This is a genomic window from Amycolatopsis sp. Hca4 (assembly GCF_013364075.1).
Classification (GTDB): domain Bacteria; phylum Actinomycetota; class Actinomycetes; order Mycobacteriales; family Pseudonocardiaceae; genus Amycolatopsis.
On record NZ_CP054925.1, the window covers coordinates 4,053,858 to 4,072,847 of the forward strand.

Annotated in this window: 19 protein-coding genes; 11 read left to right on the forward strand and 8 right to left on the reverse strand. The window is 71.4% G+C overall.

The genetic code is table 11. The features are described 5' to 3' along the window. Nucleotides 1-44: 44 nt before the first annotated feature. Complete coding sequence (locus tag HUT10_RS17570; protein WP_176172205.1) at nt 45-533, forward strand: MarR family winged helix-turn-helix transcriptional regulator; 489 nt, start codon at nt 45-47, stop codon at nt 531-533. Here HUT10_RS17570 and dctA read toward each other — a convergent pair. Further along, a complete protein-coding gene (gene dctA, locus HUT10_RS17575; RefSeq protein WP_176172206.1) occupies nt 530-1,810 on the reverse strand; it encodes a C4-dicarboxylate transporter DctA in 1,281 nt (426 codons plus the stop codon). The genes HUT10_RS17570 and dctA overlap by 4 nt on opposite strands. A 92-nt stretch (nt 1,811-1,902) precedes the next feature. Between dctA and HUT10_RS17580 the strand changes: the two genes are divergently transcribed. Continuing rightward, on the forward strand, nt 1,903-3,051 hold the full coding sequence (locus HUT10_RS17580) for a DUF2786 domain-containing protein (RefSeq protein WP_176172207.1): 1,149 nt from the start codon (nt 1,903-1,905) through the stop codon (nt 3,049-3,051). Here HUT10_RS17580 and HUT10_RS17585 read toward each other — a convergent pair whose 3' ends face one another. Beyond that, nucleotides 3,052-3,306 (reverse strand): hypothetical protein, encoded by a 255-nt coding sequence (locus HUT10_RS17585; protein ID WP_254896913.1) that lies wholly within the window; start codon nt 3,304-3,306, stop codon nt 3,052-3,054. It lies immediately after the preceding gene. Between the two features lie 336 nt (nt 3,307-3,642). On the opposite strand from HUT10_RS17585, the gene HUT10_RS17590 reads away from it, so the two are divergent. Continuing rightward, nucleotides 3,643-3,972: a hypothetical protein gene (locus tag HUT10_RS17590; protein WP_176172209.1), complete on the forward strand. Its 330-nt coding sequence runs from the start codon at nt 3,643-3,645 to the stop codon at nt 3,970-3,972. A 50-nt stretch (nt 3,973-4,022) separates the two neighbouring features. On the opposite strand, the gene HUT10_RS17595 is transcribed toward HUT10_RS17590, so the two are convergent. Together HUT10_RS17595 and aceB are read right to left on the reverse strand one after the other, a co-directional pair. Beyond that, nucleotides 4,023-5,210 (reverse strand): aldolase/citrate lyase family protein, encoded by a 1,188-nt coding sequence (locus HUT10_RS17595; protein ID WP_176172210.1) that lies wholly within the window; start codon nt 5,208-5,210, stop codon nt 4,023-4,025. After that, entirely contained in the window at nt 5,210-6,787 is a 1,578-nt protein-coding gene (aceB, locus tag HUT10_RS17600; RefSeq protein WP_176172211.1) for a malate synthase A, read from the reverse strand. Before aceB ends, HUT10_RS17595 begins: the two co-directional genes overlap by 1 nt. Nucleotides 6,788-6,899: 112 nt before the next feature. Here aceB and HUT10_RS17605 point away from each other — a divergent pair, with 112 nt between their 5' ends. After that, a complete protein-coding gene (locus HUT10_RS17605; protein ID WP_176172212.1) occupies nt 6,900-7,676 on the forward strand; it encodes an IclR family transcriptional regulator in 777 nt (258 codons plus the stop codon). 43 nt (nt 7,677-7,719) lie between these two features. Beyond that, the gene (locus tag HUT10_RS17610) at nt 7,720-7,872 is read left to right on the forward strand and encodes a hypothetical protein (RefSeq protein ID WP_176172213.1); all 153 of its coding nucleotides are present in this window, start codon (nt 7,720-7,722) and stop codon (nt 7,870-7,872) included. Here HUT10_RS17610 and HUT10_RS17615 read toward each other — a convergent pair. Further along, on the reverse strand, nt 7,865-8,365 hold the full coding sequence (locus HUT10_RS17615) for a GNAT family N-acetyltransferase (RefSeq protein ID WP_176172214.1): 501 nt from the start codon (nt 8,363-8,365) through the stop codon (nt 7,865-7,867). The two genes, HUT10_RS17610 and HUT10_RS17615, sit on opposite strands and share 8 nt — an antisense overlap. 135 nt (nt 8,366-8,500) lie before the next feature. Between HUT10_RS17615 and HUT10_RS17620 the strand changes: the two genes are divergently transcribed. Further along, nucleotides 8,501-8,989, forward strand: a complete 489-nt coding sequence (locus tag HUT10_RS17620) for a hypothetical protein (RefSeq protein WP_176172215.1) — start codon at nt 8,501-8,503, stop codon at nt 8,987-8,989. On the opposite strand, the gene ftsY is transcribed toward HUT10_RS17620, so the two are convergent. Beyond that, nucleotides 8,986-10,275, reverse strand: a complete 1,290-nt coding sequence (ftsY, locus tag HUT10_RS17625) for a signal recognition particle-docking protein FtsY (RefSeq protein ID WP_176172216.1) — start codon at nt 10,273-10,275, stop codon at nt 8,986-8,988. The two genes, HUT10_RS17620 and ftsY, sit on opposite strands and share 4 nt — an antisense overlap. 139 nt (nt 10,276-10,414) lie before the next feature. On the opposite strand from ftsY, the gene HUT10_RS17630 reads away from it, so the two are divergent. From HUT10_RS17630 to HUT10_RS17645, 4 genes are all read left to right on the forward strand, one after another. Then, nucleotides 10,415-11,626: an anhydro-N-acetylmuramic acid kinase gene (locus tag HUT10_RS17630; RefSeq protein WP_176172217.1), complete on the forward strand. Its 1,212-nt coding sequence runs from the start codon at nt 10,415-10,417 to the stop codon at nt 11,624-11,626. Nucleotides 11,627-11,635: 9 nt separating this feature from the next. Further along, entirely contained in the window at nt 11,636-13,195 is a 1,560-nt protein-coding gene (locus HUT10_RS17635) for a sodium:solute symporter (protein WP_176172218.1), read from the forward strand. 87 nt (nt 13,196-13,282) lie between these two features. Beyond that, the gene (locus tag HUT10_RS17640) at nt 13,283-13,783 is read left to right on the forward strand and encodes a DUF3455 domain-containing protein (protein ID WP_176172219.1); all 501 of its coding nucleotides are present in this window, start codon (nt 13,283-13,285) and stop codon (nt 13,781-13,783) included. A gap of 62 nt (nt 13,784-13,845) precedes the next feature. After that, a complete protein-coding gene (locus HUT10_RS17645) occupies nt 13,846-14,073 on the forward strand; it encodes a hypothetical protein (protein ID WP_176172220.1) in 228 nt (75 codons plus the stop codon). On the opposite strand, the gene smc is transcribed toward HUT10_RS17645, so the two are convergent. Both smc and HUT10_RS17655 read right to left on the reverse strand, forming a co-directional pair. Then, nucleotides 14,066-17,668, reverse strand: coding sequence for a chromosome segregation protein SMC (gene smc, locus HUT10_RS17650; protein WP_176172221.1), 3,603 nt, complete (start codon nt 17,666-17,668; stop codon nt 14,066-14,068). The genes HUT10_RS17645 and smc overlap by 8 nt on opposite strands. Nucleotides 17,669-17,836: 168 nt before the next feature. Continuing rightward, nucleotides 17,837-18,124, reverse strand: coding sequence for an acylphosphatase (locus tag HUT10_RS17655; protein ID WP_176172222.1), 288 nt, complete (start codon nt 18,122-18,124; stop codon nt 17,837-17,839). Between the two features lie 196 nt (nt 18,125-18,320). Here HUT10_RS17655 and HUT10_RS17660 point away from each other — a divergent pair, with 196 nt between their 5' ends. Next, entirely contained in the window at nt 18,321-18,923 is a 603-nt protein-coding gene (locus HUT10_RS17660) for a hypothetical protein (RefSeq protein WP_176172223.1), read from the forward strand. Nucleotides 18,924-18,990 lie beyond the last annotated feature (67 nt).

Sequence of the window (18,990 nt, forward strand, 5' to 3'; positions counted from 1 at the left end):
CCGTCTCGCGTTGCGTGACCGGGCGCAAAGGGGAGGATGAGCGGGTGGACCCCGAAATAGGTTCGGCCCGGCAGGCGGCGGACGACGCCCGCGTGCTGGCCTTCGGGCGGCTGCAGGGCGCGGCGCACCGGCTCGGCTACCTGCTCGGGCGGGCGCTGGAGCGCGAATGCGGGATCACGCACCTGATGTACGAGGTCCTGCTCATCGTGGGCCGCACCGGGGAAGACGGGCTGACCATGCGCTCGATCGCCCAGGAGCAGGTGCTCACCACCGGCGGCGCGACCCGGCTGGTCGACCGGATGGTGGCGATCGGCCTGGTGACGCGCACGGCGTCGCCCGCCGACCGCCGGGTCCAGCTCGTCCGGCTGACCGCGTTCGGCGAGGAGACGACCGTGCGCGCCAGCCGCCTGCACGTGGAGAACATCGAGCAGTTCTTCTTCCGGCCCCTGCCCGAAGCCCACCGGGAGCGGTTCGCCGAAGACCTGCGGACGTTGAGCCACTTCGCCAGGGACGCCCTGCCCCGGCTGCGCTAGGCGGGGACCGGCGTCGCTCCTTCGAGGGTTACCCGCAGCTTGTCCCGGTCCAGCTGCCCTTCGGACTTCGCCACCACGAACGTCGCCACGCAGTTGCCCAGCAGGTTGACGAACACGCGCATCGAGTCCATCAGCCGGTCCGCGCCCAGCAGCAGCGCCACGCCCGCCACCGGGAACGCGCCGATCGCCGCGGCGGTGGCCGAGAGGGCCAGGAAGCTCGAGCCCGGGACGCCCGCCATGCCCTTCGACGTCAGCATCAGGATCAGCACCGCCAGCAGCTGCTGGCCGAGCGTCATCTCGACACCGAACGCCTGGGCCAGGAACACCGTGCAGATCGACAGGTAGATGGTCGCGCCGTCGAGGTTGAACGAGTACCCGGTCGGCACCACCAGGCCGGTCGCCGCGCGGGAGCAGCCGGCGTCGGTGAGCTTGACCATGATCCGCGGCAGCACCGACTCCGTCGACGCCGTGCCCAGCGCGAGCAGGAACTCTTCCCGCGCGTAGCGGAGGAACTTCCAGACCGAGACCCCGGCGTAGAAGCGGGAAATCGCGGCGAGGACGAGGGTGAAGAGCACGGCCGCGCCGTAGCAGGCGGCGATCAGCTTCGCGTAGGTGCCCAATGTGGACAGACCGTACTGGCCGATGATGAAGGCCATCGCGCCGAACGCACCCAGCGGCGCGACCCGCATGATCCAGCCCATCACCTTGAAGATGACCTGCTGCACCTGGTCGACGAAGCCGAGCACCAGCGGCGCCCGCTCCCGCCCGACCGCGGCCAGCGCCACGCCGAAGAACACCGCGAACACCAGCACCTGCAGCAGCTGGTTCTGCGCGAAGGCGTTCACCACGCTGTCGGGGATGGTGTGCAGCAGGAAGTCCCCGACCGAGGGCAGCTGGCCGCCCTTGGTCTGCGCGGTGACCGCTTTCGGGTCGAGCGTCGCCGGGTTGATGTCGAGCCCGGCACCGGGGTGGAAGACGTTCGCCACGACCAGGCCGAACAGCAGCGCGAACGTCGTCACGACCTCGAAGTAGACGATCGCCTTGAGTCCGATTCGTCCGACCGCTTTGATGTCGCCGACCGCCGCGATCCCGGTCACCACGACGCAGAAGATCAGCGGTGCGATGATCATCTTGATCAGCCGGATGAAGCCGTCGCCGACCGGCTTGAGCTGGGCGCCGAGCCCCGGCCAGAAGTGCCCGACCAGCACGCCGGCGACCACCGCCACGAGCAGTTGCACGAACACCGAAGTCCACCAGCGCTTCTTGTTCTCCGCCATGGCCGGACCCTAGGCATCGGATGTTCCAGCGGTGTTAACGCTCGCAGTGACGTACCCGACGCCCGCCGGGGCCGCTGCGGCAGACTGGTCGCGTGGGCAAGCGGAAGCAGGTCCGCGTCGGCCCGCCGCCGACGACGGCCGAGGAGTTCGGCGACGCGCTGTTCGCCGCCGTACCGGGCGACGCGGACTGGCTGGAGCCGGACTACACCCTGCCGCCCGCCCTCGCCTCGGCTGCCGATCCGGTCGCCGGGCAGCTGATCGCCCGCGCGTGCCGGGGTGGCTGGCTGCCCGAAGACCTCCACCAGGCGGCCCGGCGCCGCCTGGACGAGTTCGCCGGCTCGTACCTGCTCGACACCCTCTCCGCCTACGCCGGGCAGTTCACCACCGTGCACCCGGACTGGCTGGCCCAGCTCGACGCGGCGGGCGGCGTCCGCTGGTGGAACGAAACCGAGCCACACCTGCCGCAATGGGCGGCGAAGCACATCCTCACGCCATCCGAAGCGGTGGCCGCGGTCATCTCCGCCTTCGGCCTGCTGAAGACGCTGCCCCCGGTGACCGTGGTGCTGCCCGCGCCGGGCACCCCGCTGCCGCGCCCGGCAGGTCACCCCGTCGACGACAAGAAGCTGAGCCGGGTCCGCGCGCTGCTCGCGAAGGCCGAGTCGAGCTCGTTCCCGGAGGAGGCCGAGGCCCTTTCGGCGAAGGCGCAGGAGCTGATGACCCGCCACGCCCTCGACCGGGCCCTGGTGGAGGCGGCCACCGGCGCGCCGGACCGCCCCGCGGCCCGCAGAATCTGGCTCGACACGCCGTACACCGACGCGAAGTCGCTGCTGGTCCACGTGGTCGCGAAGGCCAACCGTTGCCAGGCCATCTTCGATGCGCGCTGGGACTTCGTGACCGTGGTCGGCGACGACCTGGACGCCGTCGAGCTGCTGACGACGTCGTTGCTGGTCCAGGCGACCCGCGCGATGATCGCCGACCCGGCGGGCCGGTCCCGCGATTTCCGGAAGTCGTTCCTGGTTTCGTACGCCACCCGCATCGGCGAGCGGCTCGAGCAGACGGCGGAAGCGACGATCGCCTCGGTGCCGGATCTGCTGCCGGTGCTGGCCTCGCGCGAGGCCGAGGTGGCGGCGGCGTTCACCGAGCTGTTTCCCGAGGTGGTGAGCAAGTCGGTGACCGTGCGCAGCCACGAAGGGTGGGGCGCGGGGCGGGAGGCCGCCGACCGCGCCCGCCTCGGTGAGTGACTACAGGAAGATCTTCACCAGCTGGTCCCGGCCGTCCTGGTCGCGGAGCAGGATCTGCTTGCCCGCCTTGAGTTCGGCGTCGACGAACTCGTAGACGAGCAGGGCCCGGTTGACCAGGTCGACCTTTTTGAGACCGGTGCGGTCCTGCAGTTTCGCCAGCGCATCGACCGCTTCGGCGATCAACGCGACGTTGACTCGGTCGACCACGGTCGACCGGCTCTCCTCGCCCGCGGGCATGCCGCCTCCTCTGCTCACCACACCAGCATGGCAGGTTCCACACCGAAAACCCACATTTTCTGCATGTAATCCGCACGGAGACGGTTGTGATCACCGTCCCCACAGCTCTACAGTCGACAGCAGCCTGCTTTGACGAGCGGGCTCGCCCCTGGCGCGGACCAGTCACCCATGCGGACTGGTCGTGGCGTCGGGAAGCCGGACCAGCTTCCCGCTCAGGGAGACAGGTGACCGATGGGCCGAGGAGGGGCGGCCAACCGGTGGCCGGCCGCGGCGAGAGCCGCGACCCGAAAGTGGTCCCCGGTTCGACGTGCCAACGCGGGCGCCGGATCGGGCCGGAAAGGAACAGGCACGAGCATGGGTGCCGAAATCGAGCGTGCGGATCCGTCCGCACCTCAGGAAACAGCGCTGGAAGACGACGTTCCGTCCCGGTTCGCGCGCGTCCGGATCGAGACGACGGCGGTGAGGGCAGAAGTGGAAGTGCCACCTTCCCAGACCCGGCGGTTGCTCGCCACGATCCTGGATGTGCTCGTCGTGCTCGGGAGCGTCACCGGTCCCGCCCTCACGTTGAAGGCTGCGCCGGCGGGTTTTCCGGGGTGGGCGACGACCGGAACGATCACGGTTCAGCTCGCCTTGCTGGCGCTCGTCGCGGTGTCCACGCACCGCCGCAGCCCGGCAACGATCTGACCACCGCAGCCGAGGGAGTCCCGCTTCGGCGGGTGCTTCCCCGGCTGCGGTCAGACCTCCCGGCGGGCGTACTTCTCCAGCTCCGGCCGCCCGAACGGCAGCTCGCCCTCGTCCAGCGCCCCGCAATCCAGCCCCCGCAGGAGGTACACCGCCAGCGCCTGGGCCGTCGCCGGTTCGTCCAGCACTCCCCCGGCCGTCTTCTCCGCGTACGCGCGCAACCTCTGCACCGCCTCCGGGAACCCCGCGCGGTAGAACTTGTACGTCGCCGCGAAACGGGTCGGCAGCTGGTGCGGGTGCAGGTCCCAGCCCTGGTAGAAGCCACGCTCCAGGGACCTTCGCACCAAGCGGAGGTGCTCGGCCCACGCCGTCGGCAGGGCGTCGCCGATCGGGAGGCGGTTGGTCGAACCGTCCGACAACCGGACGCCGGTGCCCGCCGCAGCGACCTGCATCAAGCCCTTGGCCAGGTCCGCCGCCGGGTGCTCCATGCTCTGGTACGCCGCCGCGATGCCCAGGCCCGCGCTGTAGTCGTACGTCCCGTAGTGCAGACCCGAACAGCGCCCCGCCGCCGCCTGCACGATCCGCGCCACCGACAGCGTCCCGTCCACGTCCACAATGGACTGGGCGGTCTCGATCTGGACCTCGAAGCGCAGCGCCCCTTCAGCCAGCTCGTACGCGGTTTCCAGCCGGGAGAGGACTTCCGCGGCCACCGAGACCTGCTCCACCGCCGTCACCTTCGGCAGCGTGACGACGAACCCGGCCGGGAGCGGGCCGTGCTCCAGCAGCGATCCCAGGAACAGGTCGAGGGTGCGGATGCCTCGCCGGCGCGTCGCCGCTTCGAAGCTCTTGAAGCGGATGCCGCAGAACGGTGTGCCGCCGGTGGTCGCCAGGGTCTGCCCGGCCGCGCGGGCCGCCGCGTCCTCGACGTCGTCCGGGACGCGGCCGAAGCCGTCCTCGAAGTCGATCCTCAGGTCCTCGATCGGCTCGGTCAGCAGCTTCGCGCGGACGCGTTCGTACACGTCGGCGTCGACGCCGAGGAGGTCGCCGTGCTCGACGAACACGCGCATCGCCTGCTTGCCCCAGTCGGCGACCAGGCGCGTCTTGTACCGCGAAGCCGGGACGTAGACGGTGTGCACGGGCTGGCGCCCCGGCCGCTCCCCCGGGTACGACGCCGCGACGCGCGCGTCGGCCGCAGCCAGGCGCGCGTCGGCGGCGTCGTAGACGTCTTCGGGCAGCCGCACTACTTGATCTTCTCGTACGCGGGCAGCGTCAGGAAGTCCGGGAACTCGTCGGCCAGCGCGACCTGCTCGAACAGCTCCACCGCGGGCTCCAGCAGCTCGGGCTTGAGCTCGCCGGCCAGCTCGCCGCGGACGTCGGCCAGCACGCCGCGCACCAGCTCCGCGGTGACCGCGTCCCCACTGTCCAAAGTGGTCCCGTTCTTGACCCACTGCCAGATCTGCGAGCGCGAGATCTCGGCGGTGGCGGCGTCCTCCATCAGGTTGTGGATGGCCGCCGCGCCGTTGCCGCCCAGCCAGGACGCGATGTAGCGGACACCGACGTCGACTGCGGCGCGCAGGCCGGCCGCGGTCGCGCCACCCGGCGTCGAAGCGACGTCCAGCAGCTGGTCGGCGGTGACGCTGACTTCGTCGCGGGTGCGGTCGAGCTGGTTCGGCTGGTCGCCGAGCACCTTGTCGAACTCCTCCTTGCAGAGCTCGACCATGCCCGGGTGGGCGACCCAGGAGCCGTCGAAGCCGTCGCCGGCCTCGCGGGACTTGTCCGCGTGGACCTTCTCGAAGGCACCCTTGTTGACCTCGGGGTCCTTGCTGGGGATGAACGCGGCCATGCCGCCGATCGCGAAGGCGCCGCGCTTGTGGCAGGTGCGCACGAGCAGCTCGGTGTAGGCGCGCATGAACGGCGCGGTCATGGTGACCGAGTTGCGGTCCGGCAGTACGAACTTCTCGCCCGCGTCACGGAAGTACTTGATCACGCTGAACAGGTAGTCCCAGCGGCCCGCGTTGAGGCCCGAAGCGTGCTCGCGCAGCTCGTAGAGGATTTCCTCCATCTCGAACGCGGCCGGGATGGTCTCGATCAGCACGGTGGCGCGGACGGTGCCGTGCTCGATGCCGAGCGCCTTCTCGGCGTGGGTGAAGACGTCGTTCCAGAGCCGCGCTTCGAGGTGGCTCTCCATCTTCGGCAGGTAGTAGTACGGGCCCTTGCCGCGCTTGAGCAGTTCGGCGGCGTTGTGGAAGAAGTGCAGGCCGAAGTCGACGAGCGCGCCGACGCCCTCGCGGCCGCCGAAGGTGAGGTGGGCTTCGGGCAGGTGCCAGCCGCGCGGGCGGACCACGATCGTGGCGTGCTCGACGTCGTCCTTCAGCGCGTAGCTCTTGCCGCCGCTTTCCAGGGTGATCGTCTCGCGGACGGCGTCGTACAGGTTGACCTGGCCGGAGACCACGTTGTGCCAGTGCGGGGTGTTGGCGTCCTCGAGGTCGGCCAGCCACACCTTCGCGCCGGAGTTGAGCGCGTTGATGGTCATCTTGCGGTCGGTCGGTCCGGTGATCTCGACGCGGCGGTCGCGGAGCGCCTCCGGGGCCCCGGCGACCTGCCAGTCGCCGTCGCGGATCTCCTTGGTCTCCGGCAGGAAGTCGAGCTTGCCGGTGGTCCGGGCCTCTTCGCGGCGCTTGCTCCGCGCCCGGAGCAGCTCGTCGCGGCGGCCGGCGAAGGCGTCGTGGAGGCCGGCGAGGAAGGCGAGCGCCTCCGGCGTGAGGATCTCGTCGCCGCGCTCGACCGGGTCGCCCAGCACCTGGACTTCAGAAGACATGGGGAAACACCTCGAGGGTTCGGATCTTTGGATAACGGCCCTACGGTTTTCTACCAGCCGGACTATAGTTTCTGCATAGCGGAAGCTCAACGCCGACGTAAGGAGGGCCACCGTGCCGGCGGAGAAGAACGGTCGCGACGGCGGCGTCCAGTCCCTGCAGCGTGCCTTCGAGCTGCTGGAACACCTCGCGGACACCGGTGGCGAGGCCAGCCTGTCGGAGCTGGCGACGCTGTCCGGGCTGCCGATGCCGACGATCCACCGGCTCATCCGCACGCTGGTCGACCTGGGGTACGTCCGCCAGAACACGAACCGCCGCTACGCGCTGGGCGCACGCCTGATCCGGCTGGGCGAGAACGCGAGCATGCAGTTCGGCGCGTGGGCGCGGCCGCTGCTGGCGGAGCTGGTGGAGGAGGTCGGCGAGACGGCCAACCTGGCGGTCCTGGAGCGCGACGAGGTCGTTTACGTGGCCCAGGTGCCGTCGAAGCACTCGATGCGGATGTTCACCGAGGTCGGACGGCGGTTGCTGCCGCACGGGACCGGCGTGGGCAAGGCGATGCTGGCGCACCTGCCCGCTTCGGACGTGCGTTCGCTGCTTTCGCGCACCGGGATGCCCGCGTACACGGAGCACACGTTCACGGACCCGGACGCGCTGGCGGTAGAGCTGTCGCGGATCGCTTCGCAGGGGTACGCGCTGGACGAGGCGGAGCAGGAACTGGGCGTGCGGTGCGTCGCCGTGGCGGTGCCGGGGGCGCCGGTCCCGGCGGCGGTTTCGGTGTCGGGGCCGTCCGGACGGCTGACCGCCGAGGCGGTGGCGCACATCGCCCCGGCGGTGCAGCGGGTGGCGGACGCTCTGGGAGCTAGCCTCTCCCAGGCGGCGATCACGGTCTAACGCTGAATGATCATCCGACCACTCGAACCGCTAGCATGGCCCGATGTCCGAAGTGCTCCGCGCCGACGAAGCCCAACGAGCGCCCGCCGAGAAGGCGGCGGCGCTCGACGACGTGCTCGCTAAGCTGGACGCGCGGCTCAAGCAGGTAATCCAGCTCACCGAGCAGCTCGTCGAGATGAAGCTGTCGGCTAAGTGAGCTCCTCTTCCAGCAGGTCCATCAGCAGCCCGTCGTGCCAGGTGCCGTCCGGGGCGCGTTCGTAGTTCCGGAGCACCCCGACCGGCCGGAATCCCACCTTCGTGTACACCCGGATCGCCGTCTCGTTGGACGCCGCCGGGTCGATCGTCAGCCGGTGGTGTCCCTCGGCGAACAGGTGGCGGGCCAGCGCCCGGATCGCGTCCGTGCCGATACCGCGGCCGTGGAACTCCGGGTGCACCGAGATGTCGATGCCCGCGTGGCGGTACTGCGGGTCCAGCTCCTCGCAGCTCTGGATCAGGCCGACGACCTCGCCGTCGAACTCGATCACGTAGACGTGGTAACCCTCTTCGACCTCGTACAGGCCTTCGGTCTCGCGATCCGGGTCGCCCCACCAGCGGGCGACCTCCGGGGTGGCCAGGATTTCGCGCAGCCGGACGCGGTCGGCTGGGCCGATCGGACGCAAGCGCACCCGATCTCCGTGAATGGCGGGCATGATGGGTCCTTCCTCGTAGCGAATGACGGCTTCGGGGCGTCTTCCACGAGGAGGGGCGCGCGTGCGTCAACCGGGCATGCCCGGATTCTGCGCCGGCGCGCCCGCCGCCGTCACCCGAATATCGCCGGAGACCGCATGGACACGCACGCCGGTGCCTTGGCCTGGCTCGCGCAGGGCGCCGCTTCGAACCTCCTGGACCGGCTCGTCGACCGCGCGCTCGACGGCTCACCCGCGTCGCCCGCCTGGCCGGGCCCGGCGAAGACCGCCGCGGGCACCGTCGAGATCACCGTGCGGCACCACGGCGCGAAGGGCCGGACACCGGTGATCCTCACGATGCAGGAGGACGGCGGCCGCACCGGCACGGCGTTCTCGGCGATCCTCGGCCACACGGCCCGCATCGCGGTCCCCAGCGGCCGCTACTTCAGCGCGGCGATGGTGGTCGACCCGGCCCACCGCACGCTGCAGGGCATCGGCTGGTCCCACCTGACCGTGCCGGCCCGCGGGACGTCCCCGTGCCTCATCCCGGTGAACCGCCCGTCGGCGCCGGTGATCCTGCAGCTGGGGCTGCGCAAGGCGGACGGGACGCCGTTGTTCCGGCTGGAGCCGCCGGCGAAGGTCCGCTAGCCGAGCAGGGCGTCCACGAAGGCACCGGGCTCGAACGGGGCCAGGTCGTCCGGCCCCTCGCCGAGCCCGACCAGCTTCACCGGCACCCCCAGCTCCTTCTGGACCTGGAACACGATGCCGCCCTTGGCCGTCCCGTCCAGCTTCGTCAGGACGATGCCCGTCACGTCGATCACCTCGGCGAACACCCGGGCCTGCATCAGCCCGTTCTGGCCCGTCGTCGCGTCCAGGACCAGCAGGACCTCGTCGACCTTGGCCTGCTTCTCCACGACGCGCTTGACCTTGCCCAGCTCGTCCATCAGGCCCGTCTTCGTGTGCAGGCGGCCCGCCGTGTCGACCAGGACCGCGTCCACGCCCGTGTCCACGCCGCGCTTGACCGCGTCGAACGCCACCGCCGCCGGGTCCGCCCCCTCCTTGCCGCGGACGACCTCCGCTCCCACGCGCTCGGCCCACGTCTGCAGCTGGTCGGCCGCCGCCGCGCGGAACGTGTCCGCCGCTCCCAGCAGGACCGTTCCGCCCTGGGCGACCAGGACGCGGGCCAGCTTGCCCGTTGTCGTCGTCTTGCCGGTGCCGTTCACGCCCGCCACCAGCACCACCGCGGGCTGCTTGCGCCCGTCGACCGTGTGCGGCAGCGCCCGGACCGCCCGGTGGCCGTCGGTGGACAGCTGCGCCGTCAGCACCTCGTGCAGCACCTCGCGCGCCTCCGCCGAGGACCGCACCGCGCGCCGGGACAGCTCGTCGCGCAGGCGCTCGACGATCTGGTTCGTGGTGGCCGCACCCAGGTCGGCCATCAGCAGCGTGTCTTCGACGTCCTGCCAGGAGTCCTCGTCGAGGTCGCCCGCGCCGAGCAGGCCCAGCAGGCTCGTCCCGAACACCGAGCGGGACTTCGACAGCCGGCCGCGCAGCCGCTCCATGCGGCCGGTCGCCGGATCGATCTCCTCGGCGGCCGGGGCCGGTTCGACGACCTCGGCGTCCGGCAGCTTGACGTCGCGGACCGTGCGCTGGGCCGAGTCGCGCGGCACCGCCGCGTCGTCGCCCACCGCGGGCTGGCCGTCGACCTCCGGCCGGTCCTCGACCGGGTGCTCGGGGGCTTCGGCCTCGGCCGTGCCGCCGGGCGCGAGCGCGATGCCCCCGCTGGCCGCGTACGAACCGCCCTTCGGTTTCGCCTCGACCTCGCGCTGGGCGTCCAGGCTGATCCGCCGCCTGCGTGCGATCAGCAGGCCGGTCACCAGCAGGGCGACCAGGACGACGACAGCGACGACTACGAACAGGAACCAGGTGCTCGACACGGACCCATCCTTTCATCCGCGCTCCCCCGCCCCGGACACCCCGTCCGCACAGGCAATTCATCACCACCTAGGTCGCGATTGGGCCAAGACTTCACCAAGTGGGTTGCGTCACACGGGAGCCTCCACTAAACCCCTCCGGATGGGGAAAAGCGCGAGCCACGGCTTCCGGGTGATCGGCCTGATTTCGGGCACGTCGCTCGACGGCATCGACGTGGCCGCAGCCGATCTGCACGCCGAGGACGACACCGTCGTCCTGACACCGCTCGGCGAGCTGGAAATCCCCTACCCGGAGCCCCTCCGCGAAGCCCTGCTCGCCGCGCTGCCGCCGAACCCGTGCACCGCCGGCGAGCTGACCCGGCTCGACACCGGCGTCGGCCAGGCGTTCGCCGACGCCGCCGCGCGCGGTGCCGAAGAGCTGGCCGGCACCGCGGACCTGGTCGCGTCGCTGGGCCAGACGGTCTTCCACTGGGTGGCGGACGGCCGCGTCCGCGGCACGCTGCAACTCGGCCAGCCCGCCTGGATCGCCGAACGCACCGGGCTGCCCGTGTGCGCCGACCTGCGCGCCCGTGACGTCGCCGCGGGCGGCCACGGGGCGCCGCTGGCCAGCACGCTCGACCACCTGTGGCTGCGCGGCCTCGCCGAGGACACCGGCCGTCCGGTCGCCGCGCTCAACCTCGGCGGCATCGCGAACATCACCGTCGTCGCCGAGGACCGGCCGGTGATCGCCTACGACACCGGCCCCGCCAACGCCCTGCTCGACCTCGCGGCCCACCGCGTGCGCGGACAGCGCAGCGACGTCTACGGAAAGCTCGCGCTCGGCGGGTCGGTCCGCCGGGACCTGCTCGGGCGGCTGCAGGCCGACCCGTACTTCGCCGCCCCGCCGCCGAAGTCCACCGGCAAGGAGCACTTCAACGCGGACTTCCTCGACACCGCACTCGCCGGCCTGGACCCGGTCGAGCCCGGCGACCTGCTCGCGACGCTGACCGAACTGACCGCCGTCACCGTGGCCGACCAGTGCCGCCGGCACGGCGTCACGACCGTCATCGCCTCCGGCGGCGGCGTCGCGAACCCGGCGCTGATGGCCGCGCTGGTCCGCGCCCTGCCGTCGGCCGTGGTCAAGACCAGCGACGACCTCGGCCTGCCCGGTGCCGGCAAGGAGGCGTACCTGACCGCGTTGCTGGGCTGGCTGACCTGGTGCGGTGTGCCCGGTACCGTGCCGTCGGCGACCGGTGCCCGCGGGCCGCGCGTGCTCGGCGCGCTGGTCCCGGGCGCCGGCCCCCTGATCCTTCCCGCCCCGCTGGGGGGCAGCGTGACCCGGTTGCGAGTCGCGGAGAAGGCCGGAGAACGGTAGGAGTGATCCATGCGCGGTGTCGACCTCGCCATCATCGTGGTCTACCTGGCGGCCATGCCGCTGATCGGCGTGCTCGTCGGCCGGAGACAACGGTCGGCGGCCGACTACTTCGTCGGTGAGCGCAGCCTCCCGTGGGGCGCGGTGATGCTGTCCGTGGTGGCCACGGAGACCTCGACGCTGACCGTGATCAGCACGCCCGGGCTGGTCTTCGGCAACGCGTTCCTGTTCCTGCAGCTGGCGTTCGGCTACATCATCGGCCGGACGATCGCCGCGTTCGTGCTGCTGCCGCGGTACTTCCGGGGCAACCTCGTCAGCGCGTACGCGTTCCTCGGGAAGCGGTTCGGCTCCGGACTGCAGGGCACCGCGTCGGTCACGTTCGTGATCACGCGGCTGCTCGCCGAAGGTGTGCGCCTGTTCGCCGGCGCGATCCCGATCAAGGTGATCCTCGGCCACTACGGCATCCACCTCGACTACTGGGTGATCGTCGTCATCCTCACCGCACTGACGCTGGTCTACGCCTACATCGGCGGGATCAAGGCGGTCGTCTGGGTCGACGTCATCCAGCTGTCGCTCTACCTGGGCGGCGCCGCGGTGGCCGCGATCGTGCTGCTGAACAAGCTGCCCGCCGACTGGGCCTCGCAGGCGTCCGCGGACGGCAAGTTCATGCTCGTCGACTTCTCGAAGAACCTGCTGACCAGCCCGTACGCCTTCGTGACGGCGGTGCTCGGCGGCGCGGCGCTGTCGATGGCCTCCCACGGCGCCGACCAGCTGATCGCGCAGCGGCTGCTGGCCACGCGCAGCCTGCGCGACGGCCAGAAGGCGCTGATCGGCAGCGGCATCATCGTCACCGTCCAGTTTGCGTTGTTCCTGCTGGTCGGCGCGATGCTCTGGGTGTTCAACGGCCGGAAATCCGTGGCGCAGCTCGGGTTGCAGAGCCCGGACGACGTGTTCTCGCGGTTCATCATCGACGACCTGCCGGTCGGCGTCTCCGGCCTGCTCATCGCCGGTGTCCTCGCCTCGACGATGGGCGCTCTGGCCTCGGCGCTCAACGCGCTTTCGACGTCGACCGTGGCGGACCTCTACCAGCGGTTCACCAAACGTTCACCCGAGGATTCGAAACTGCTGCAGCACGGTCGCATGTGGACACTGATCTGGGCCGTCGTGTTCGCGGTGTTCGCGTCGCTGTTCTCCACCACGAAGAACTCGGTGATCGAGCTCGGCCTGGCCATCACCGGCTACACCTACGGCGCGCTGCTCGGCTCGTTCCTGCTCGGCCTGCTGATCAAGAAGGCGCGGCAGGTGGACGCGATCGTCGCGTTCGTGGTCACGGTGGTGGTGATGGCGTTCGTGATCCTCGGCGTGAAGTTCAACGCGAAGACCGGCGGCCTGATCGGCGTCGACTTCGGCAAGGCGGCCGGGGACAAGGTGGCGCTCGCCTACCCGTGGTACACGCTGATGGGCGTGGTCATCACCCTGCTCGTCGGCGGCCTGCTCTCGCTGCGGCACCGCACGCCGGACCCGAAGGCGGCCGAGGCCGAAGCCGTGGCCGAGGAAGTCCGCGCCGCCTGATTCTTCTGAACCGTTTCCGGCGGGCACCCGTGTCGCATTGCGGGAGCCCGCCGAAAAGCGGCGGGAGGATTTTCGAAGGTGGATTCCATGAAGCGGATGACGGTGGCGCTCGCGGCGGGTGCCCTGCTGGTCGGCGGCGCGGCGACGGCTTCGGCCACTCCGGCGGCACCGAAGGTGGCGGACGCGATCCAGGTCCCGGCGGGCAACCGGCCGGTGGCGGCCTTCCCCGCGGAAGGCGTGCAGATCTACGGCTGCACGAACGGCGCGTGGACGCTGATCCAGCCCGCCGCGGTCCTGTCGAAGCACGGGAAACCGGTGGCACTGCACAGCAAGGGCCCGGTCTGGACGTCCATCGTGGACGGCAGCACGGTCGGCGCGGCGGCGGTGGCGACCTCGCCGCGCAAGGACGCGATCCCGGAGGTCCTGCTCAAGGCGAACCTCAACACCGGCGACGGGATCTTCGGCAAGGTGACGTACGTCCAGCGCTTGAACACCCGCGGTGGCGTGGCCCCGGCGGGCGCGTGCACGGACGGTGCGCAGGCCGCGGTCCGGTACTCGGCGGACTACGCCTTCTGGGTCGCCGGCTGAAAACCGCGGGTCCTTCCCCCTGCTCCCCCGTAGCCTGAACCCGGGAGAGCAGGGGGTTTCGCATGGCGTTCTTCATCGGGCTCGGCGCGGTCCTGGCCGTGGTGCTCGTCATCGCGCTGGTCGTGGACCGGTCCGACCGCAAGCGCGGGGTCAAGCGCGGCATGCTCACACCCCGCGGGCGCCGGCCGCGGATCGGCGACGCGCAGTGGCTGGGCAGCGACCTCAGGCATTACGAGCCCCGCGCGCGAGGCGAAGACCGCACCGCCTCGCGTGAGGACGACGTCAGCTGACCGGGACCGGGTCTTCCTCGGTCGTGCGCAGGCGCTGCGAAATCACCTTCGTGATGCCGTCGCCCTGCATGCTCACGCCGTAGAGGGCGTCGGCGATCTCCATGGTCGGCTTCTGGTGGGTGATGATGATCAGCTGCGACGAGTCGCGCAGCTGCTCCAGCAGCCCGATCAGCCGGCGCATGTTGGTGTCGTCCAACGCGGCCTCGACCTCGTCCATGACGTAGAACGGTGACGGCCGGGCGCGGAAGATCGCGACCAGCATGCCCACCGCGACCAGCGACTTCTCGCCACCGGACAGCAGCGAAAGCCGCTTGACCTTCTTGCCCGGCGGGCGCGCCTCGACGTCGACGCCGGTGGCCAGCAGGTCGTCCGGCTCGGTGAGCACCATCCGGCCCTCGCCGCCCGGGAAGAGCACGCCGAACACCGTCTCGAACTCGCGCGCGACGTCCGCGTACGCCGAGGCGAAGACCTCGAGGATCTTCTCGTCGACCTGCTTGATGACCGCTTCGAGGTCCTTGCGGGTGTCCTTGAGGTCCTCCAGCTGCGTGGAGAGGAACTTGTACCGCTCCTCCAGCGCCGCGAACTCCTCCAGTGCGAGGGGGTTCACCTTGCCCAGCAGCGACAGGTCCTTCTCGGCGCGCTTGGCGCGGCGGGCCTGGGTCTCGCGGTCGTAGGGCATCGGCGGCGGCGGGGTGACGTCCTCGCCGCGGTCCTTGGCCGCCTCGTACTCGGCCATCTCGCCCGCGCTCGGCGGGACCGGGACGTCCGGGCCGTACTCGCGGACGAGGTCCTCGAGCCCCATGCCGAAGTCCTCGGCGATCTTCGCTTCCAGTGTCTCCAGCCGCAGCCGCTGCTCGGCGCGCAGCACCTCGTCGCGGTGCACGGCGTCGGTCAGCTTCTCCAGCTCGCCGGTGAGCTCGCGGACCTTGGCGCGGACACCGGTCAGGGCCTGCTCGCGGCTCTGGCGGCGGGCCTGGACCTCATCGCGTTCGGCGGCGGCGCGCTGGACCGAGTGCTCGATGCGCTCCAGCGCGATCTCGCCGGCGTTGACGACGGCGTTGGCGATTTCGGCGCCGCGCTTGCGGGCCGCGGCGGCCCGCTCGGCGCGCTCGCGGGCCTGCTGCTCGGCGTGCGCGGCGCGGCGGAGGCCTTCGGCCTTGCCGGCGATGCTGCGGGCGCGCTCTTCGGAGGTGCGCTGCGCGAGCCGCGCCTCCATCTCCTCCTGCCGCACGACGGCCAGTTCCTCGACGGCGGCGTCGCGCTCGGCGGTGTCCGGGTCGTCCTCGACCGGCTGCTCGGCGACGGCGGCGAGCCGTTCCTCCAACTCGGCGAGCTGGGCCAGCGCGTGGACGCGGCTCTGCTCGACCTTCGCGCGCTGCCCGGTGATCCGCTCGACCTCGGCCTGGGCCTGGCGGGCGGCCTGCTGCAGCCGGCTGAGCCGCTCCGAAGAGCGCGCCTTCCGGACCTTCGCCTCGCCGAGGGCGTCCTTGGCCTGGGACACCTCTTCGCGACGCGCCTGCTGCTCGGCGCGGGCGCCTTCCAGCTCGGCCGCGTACCGCTCCAGCGAGCGTTCGGCCAGGCGGAGCCGCTCGGCCGCCTCGTCGACCGCGGCCTGGACCTCGATCACGCTCTCGCGCTTGCCCGAGCCGCCGATCGCCCAGCGGGCGCCGAAGACGTCGCCCTCGGCGGTGACCGCGCGGACGTCCGGGTGCACCGCGACCAGCTGCCGGGCCGCGTCGAGGTCGCGGACGATGGCCAGCTTCTCGAGGGCCTGCTCGACGGCGGGCCGCAACTGGGCAGGCGCGGTGACGACCTCGCGGGCCCAGCGCGCGCCTTCCGGCAGCGACGGCCACGAGTACGTGTCCACAGTGGACTCGGGACCGCCGAGCAGGATGCCCGCACGGCCGGAATCCGTTTCCTTCAGGTACTTCAGGGCGCGCAGGGCGTCTTCACCGCCCGCGACGGCGATCGCGTCGGCGACCGGGCCGAGGGCCGCGGCCAGCGCGACCTCGTGGCCCGGCTCGACCGTCAGCAGCGCGGCGACCGAGCCCAGCAAGCCCGGCAGCTGGTGGGCCGCGCCGAGCAGCGCGCCCGCGCCGTCCTTGCGCTTGAGCCCGATGGACAGCGCCTCGACGCGCGCCTTCTCGGACGCGATCTCGCGCTCGGCCGCGCGCTCGGCCTTGACCAGCTCCTCGACGCGGGCCTTCGCCGCGTTGTTGGCCTCGACCGCGCGGTCGTGGCGATCCATCAGACCGGCGTCGTCGGACTCTTCGGCGCCGCCTTCGGCCTGGGCCATCTCGAGTTCTTCGACGGCGATCTCGGCGCGCTCGGCGGCTTCCTCGAGGGAGACGCTGAGGCGGTCGATCTCGTCGGAGGTGGCGCCGTTCTTGCTGCGCAGCGCCTCGACCTGGCCGGTCAGCTTGGCCATGCCCTCGCGACGGTCGGCGATGGCGCGGACGGCGGCCCAGTGCGCGCGCTCGGCGGCCTGGACGCGCTGTTCGAGGTCCTCGCGGCGCAGCACGGTCTGGGCGAGCAGCTCCCGGGCCTCCATGACGGCCTCGTTGAGCTCTTCCTCCTGCTCGGCGACGCGCTCGGCCTCTTCGAGGAGCTCTTCGGGGTCGCGGCCGCCGGTGTTCGCCGCGACGTCGGCGGAAAGGTGCCGCTGGCGCTCGATGGCCAGGCGGACGGTGCCGCGCAGCCGCTCGGCCAGTGCGGACAGCTTGTACCAGGTCTCCTGGGCGGCCTGCAGGAGCGGCGCGTCCTCGGCGAGCGAGGCTTCCAGCTCGGCTTCCTCCGCGGAGACGATCTCGAGGGTCTGCTCGACCTCGGCGCGGCGCGCGCGGGCCGTCTTCTCGTCGGCCTCTTCCCGCGCGATCGCGTCGCGCTGGGTGACCAGGTCGTCGGCGAGCAGGCGCAGGCGGGAGTCGCGCAGCTCGGACTGGACCGACTGGGCCTTGCGGGCGATCTCGGCCTGCTTGCCCAGCGGCTTGAGCTGGCGGCGCAGCTCGGTCGTCAGGTCGCCGAGGCGGTCGAGGTTGCCCTGCATGTTGGCCAGCTTGCGCAGGGTCTGTTCCTTGCGCTTGCGGTGCTTGAGGACACCGGCGGCCTCTTCGATGAAGGCGCGGCGCTCTTCGGGCTTGGACTCCAGGATCGCCGAGAGCTGGCCCTGCCCGACGATGACGTGCATCTCGCGGCCGATGCCGGAGTCGGACAGCAGTTCCTGGACGTCCATCAGGCGGCAGCGGTCGCCGTTGATCTCGTACTCGCTGGCGCCGTCGCGGAACATCCGGCGGGTGATCGAGACCTCGGTGTACTCGATCGGCAGCGCGCCGTCGGTGTTGTCGATGGTGAGGGTGACCTCGGCGCGGCCGAGCGGGGCGCGGCCCGCCGTGCCGGCGAAGATGACGTCCTCCATCTTGCCGCCGCGCAGGTCCTTGGCGCCCTGGGTGCCCATGACCCAGCGCAGGGCGTCGAGCACGTTGGACTTGCCCGAGCCGTTCGGCCCGACCACGCAGGTGATGCCCGGTTCGAAGCGCAGCGTGGTGGCCGAGGCGAAGGACTTGAAGCCCTTGAGCGTCAGGCTTTTCAGGTGCACTTGGTGCTGACCCCTCTGGCCGCGGGTACTGGCGGTTCAATCGTCCCAGGCTACCTGGGGGTGTCCGGAGGCCGCCGGACGCGCCCCCTCCTCGGCGCGCCTAGCACACCCGCCGTGGCCTCAGCAACACCACGAGCCACACCGGCCCGGACGGACCAAGGGGGCACGCTACCGCTCGACGAAGCCGGTGAGTCCCCCTTTCGGGTCGGACCACCGCTCGGCAACGTGCTCCACACTTCCGGGTGATTCTCCGGACCGTAACGCGGACAACAGCCGCTGACAGTGGTCACGACTACCTTCCGCTATCACCTCGACACGCCCGTCGGCCAGGTTGCTCGCACTCCCGACCAGACCAAGTTCCAGCGCGCGGCTGCGCGTCCACCAGCGGAAACCGACGCCCTGGACGCGGCCGCGCACCCACGCCGTCAGCCGGGTGTGGGTTTCTTCCTCACTCACGCCGTTCCTCACTTCCGGGTCAGCTGACCGCGCACAGTAACGGATCAAGGCCACTACCTGGGCGAATACCCACACGCCGGTGATAACCTCCCCGCCGAGGTCGATCCCCCGCCGTGGCTGTGCGTCCGCCGACAAGCCCGTTCCCGACCTCACCGAGCCAGAACCGCGCCTCCCCGCAATCCCCAAGGAGCCCCGTATGCCCCGCCCCGACGGGTCGGATTCGAGCTCTCGGATCACCAGGATCGACACCGCGCCGCCCAGGAGCAGCAAACCGAACCGCACCGGGTACGTCGTGCTCGGGGTGGCCGGGCTGGTCGTCGCGACCGCGTTCGCCGCCGTGGCCGAGCTCGCCGGACCGGGCCCCGCGTCCACCGCGGGCGGCACGGGCGGCCCCGGCGGCCAGGGCACCCTCCCGGCCGGCGTCCAGACGCTGCCGGCCACGCCGTCGTCGAGCGACCCGGCGTCCTCCAGCGGCGCGCCGACCACGTCGAGCCCGTCGTCGTCGAGCGCGCCCACGACCGTGGTGTCGGTGAGCCCGGACGGCAAGACGACCACCACGGTCGTCACCCAGCCGTCGCCGCCCCCGCCGCCGCGCAACGACACGGGCGGCAACCCGCCGCCGTCGAGCCAGCACCCGACGCAGCCGCCGCCGACGACGACCAAGACGCCTCCGACCACGACATCGTCGGCACCACCCCCGACCTCCTCCACTTCGGCGGAGCCCCCGCCGTCCGGTGGCGGTTCCAGCTCGGCCGGAGCCCCGTCGTCGACCACGACCGGCGCCGGCACCACGGCGTAAACCAGGACGCACCCTCGAAGGCCACCGCCGCGGCGGTGGCCTTCGGCGTCACCGGGCCAGGACGGCC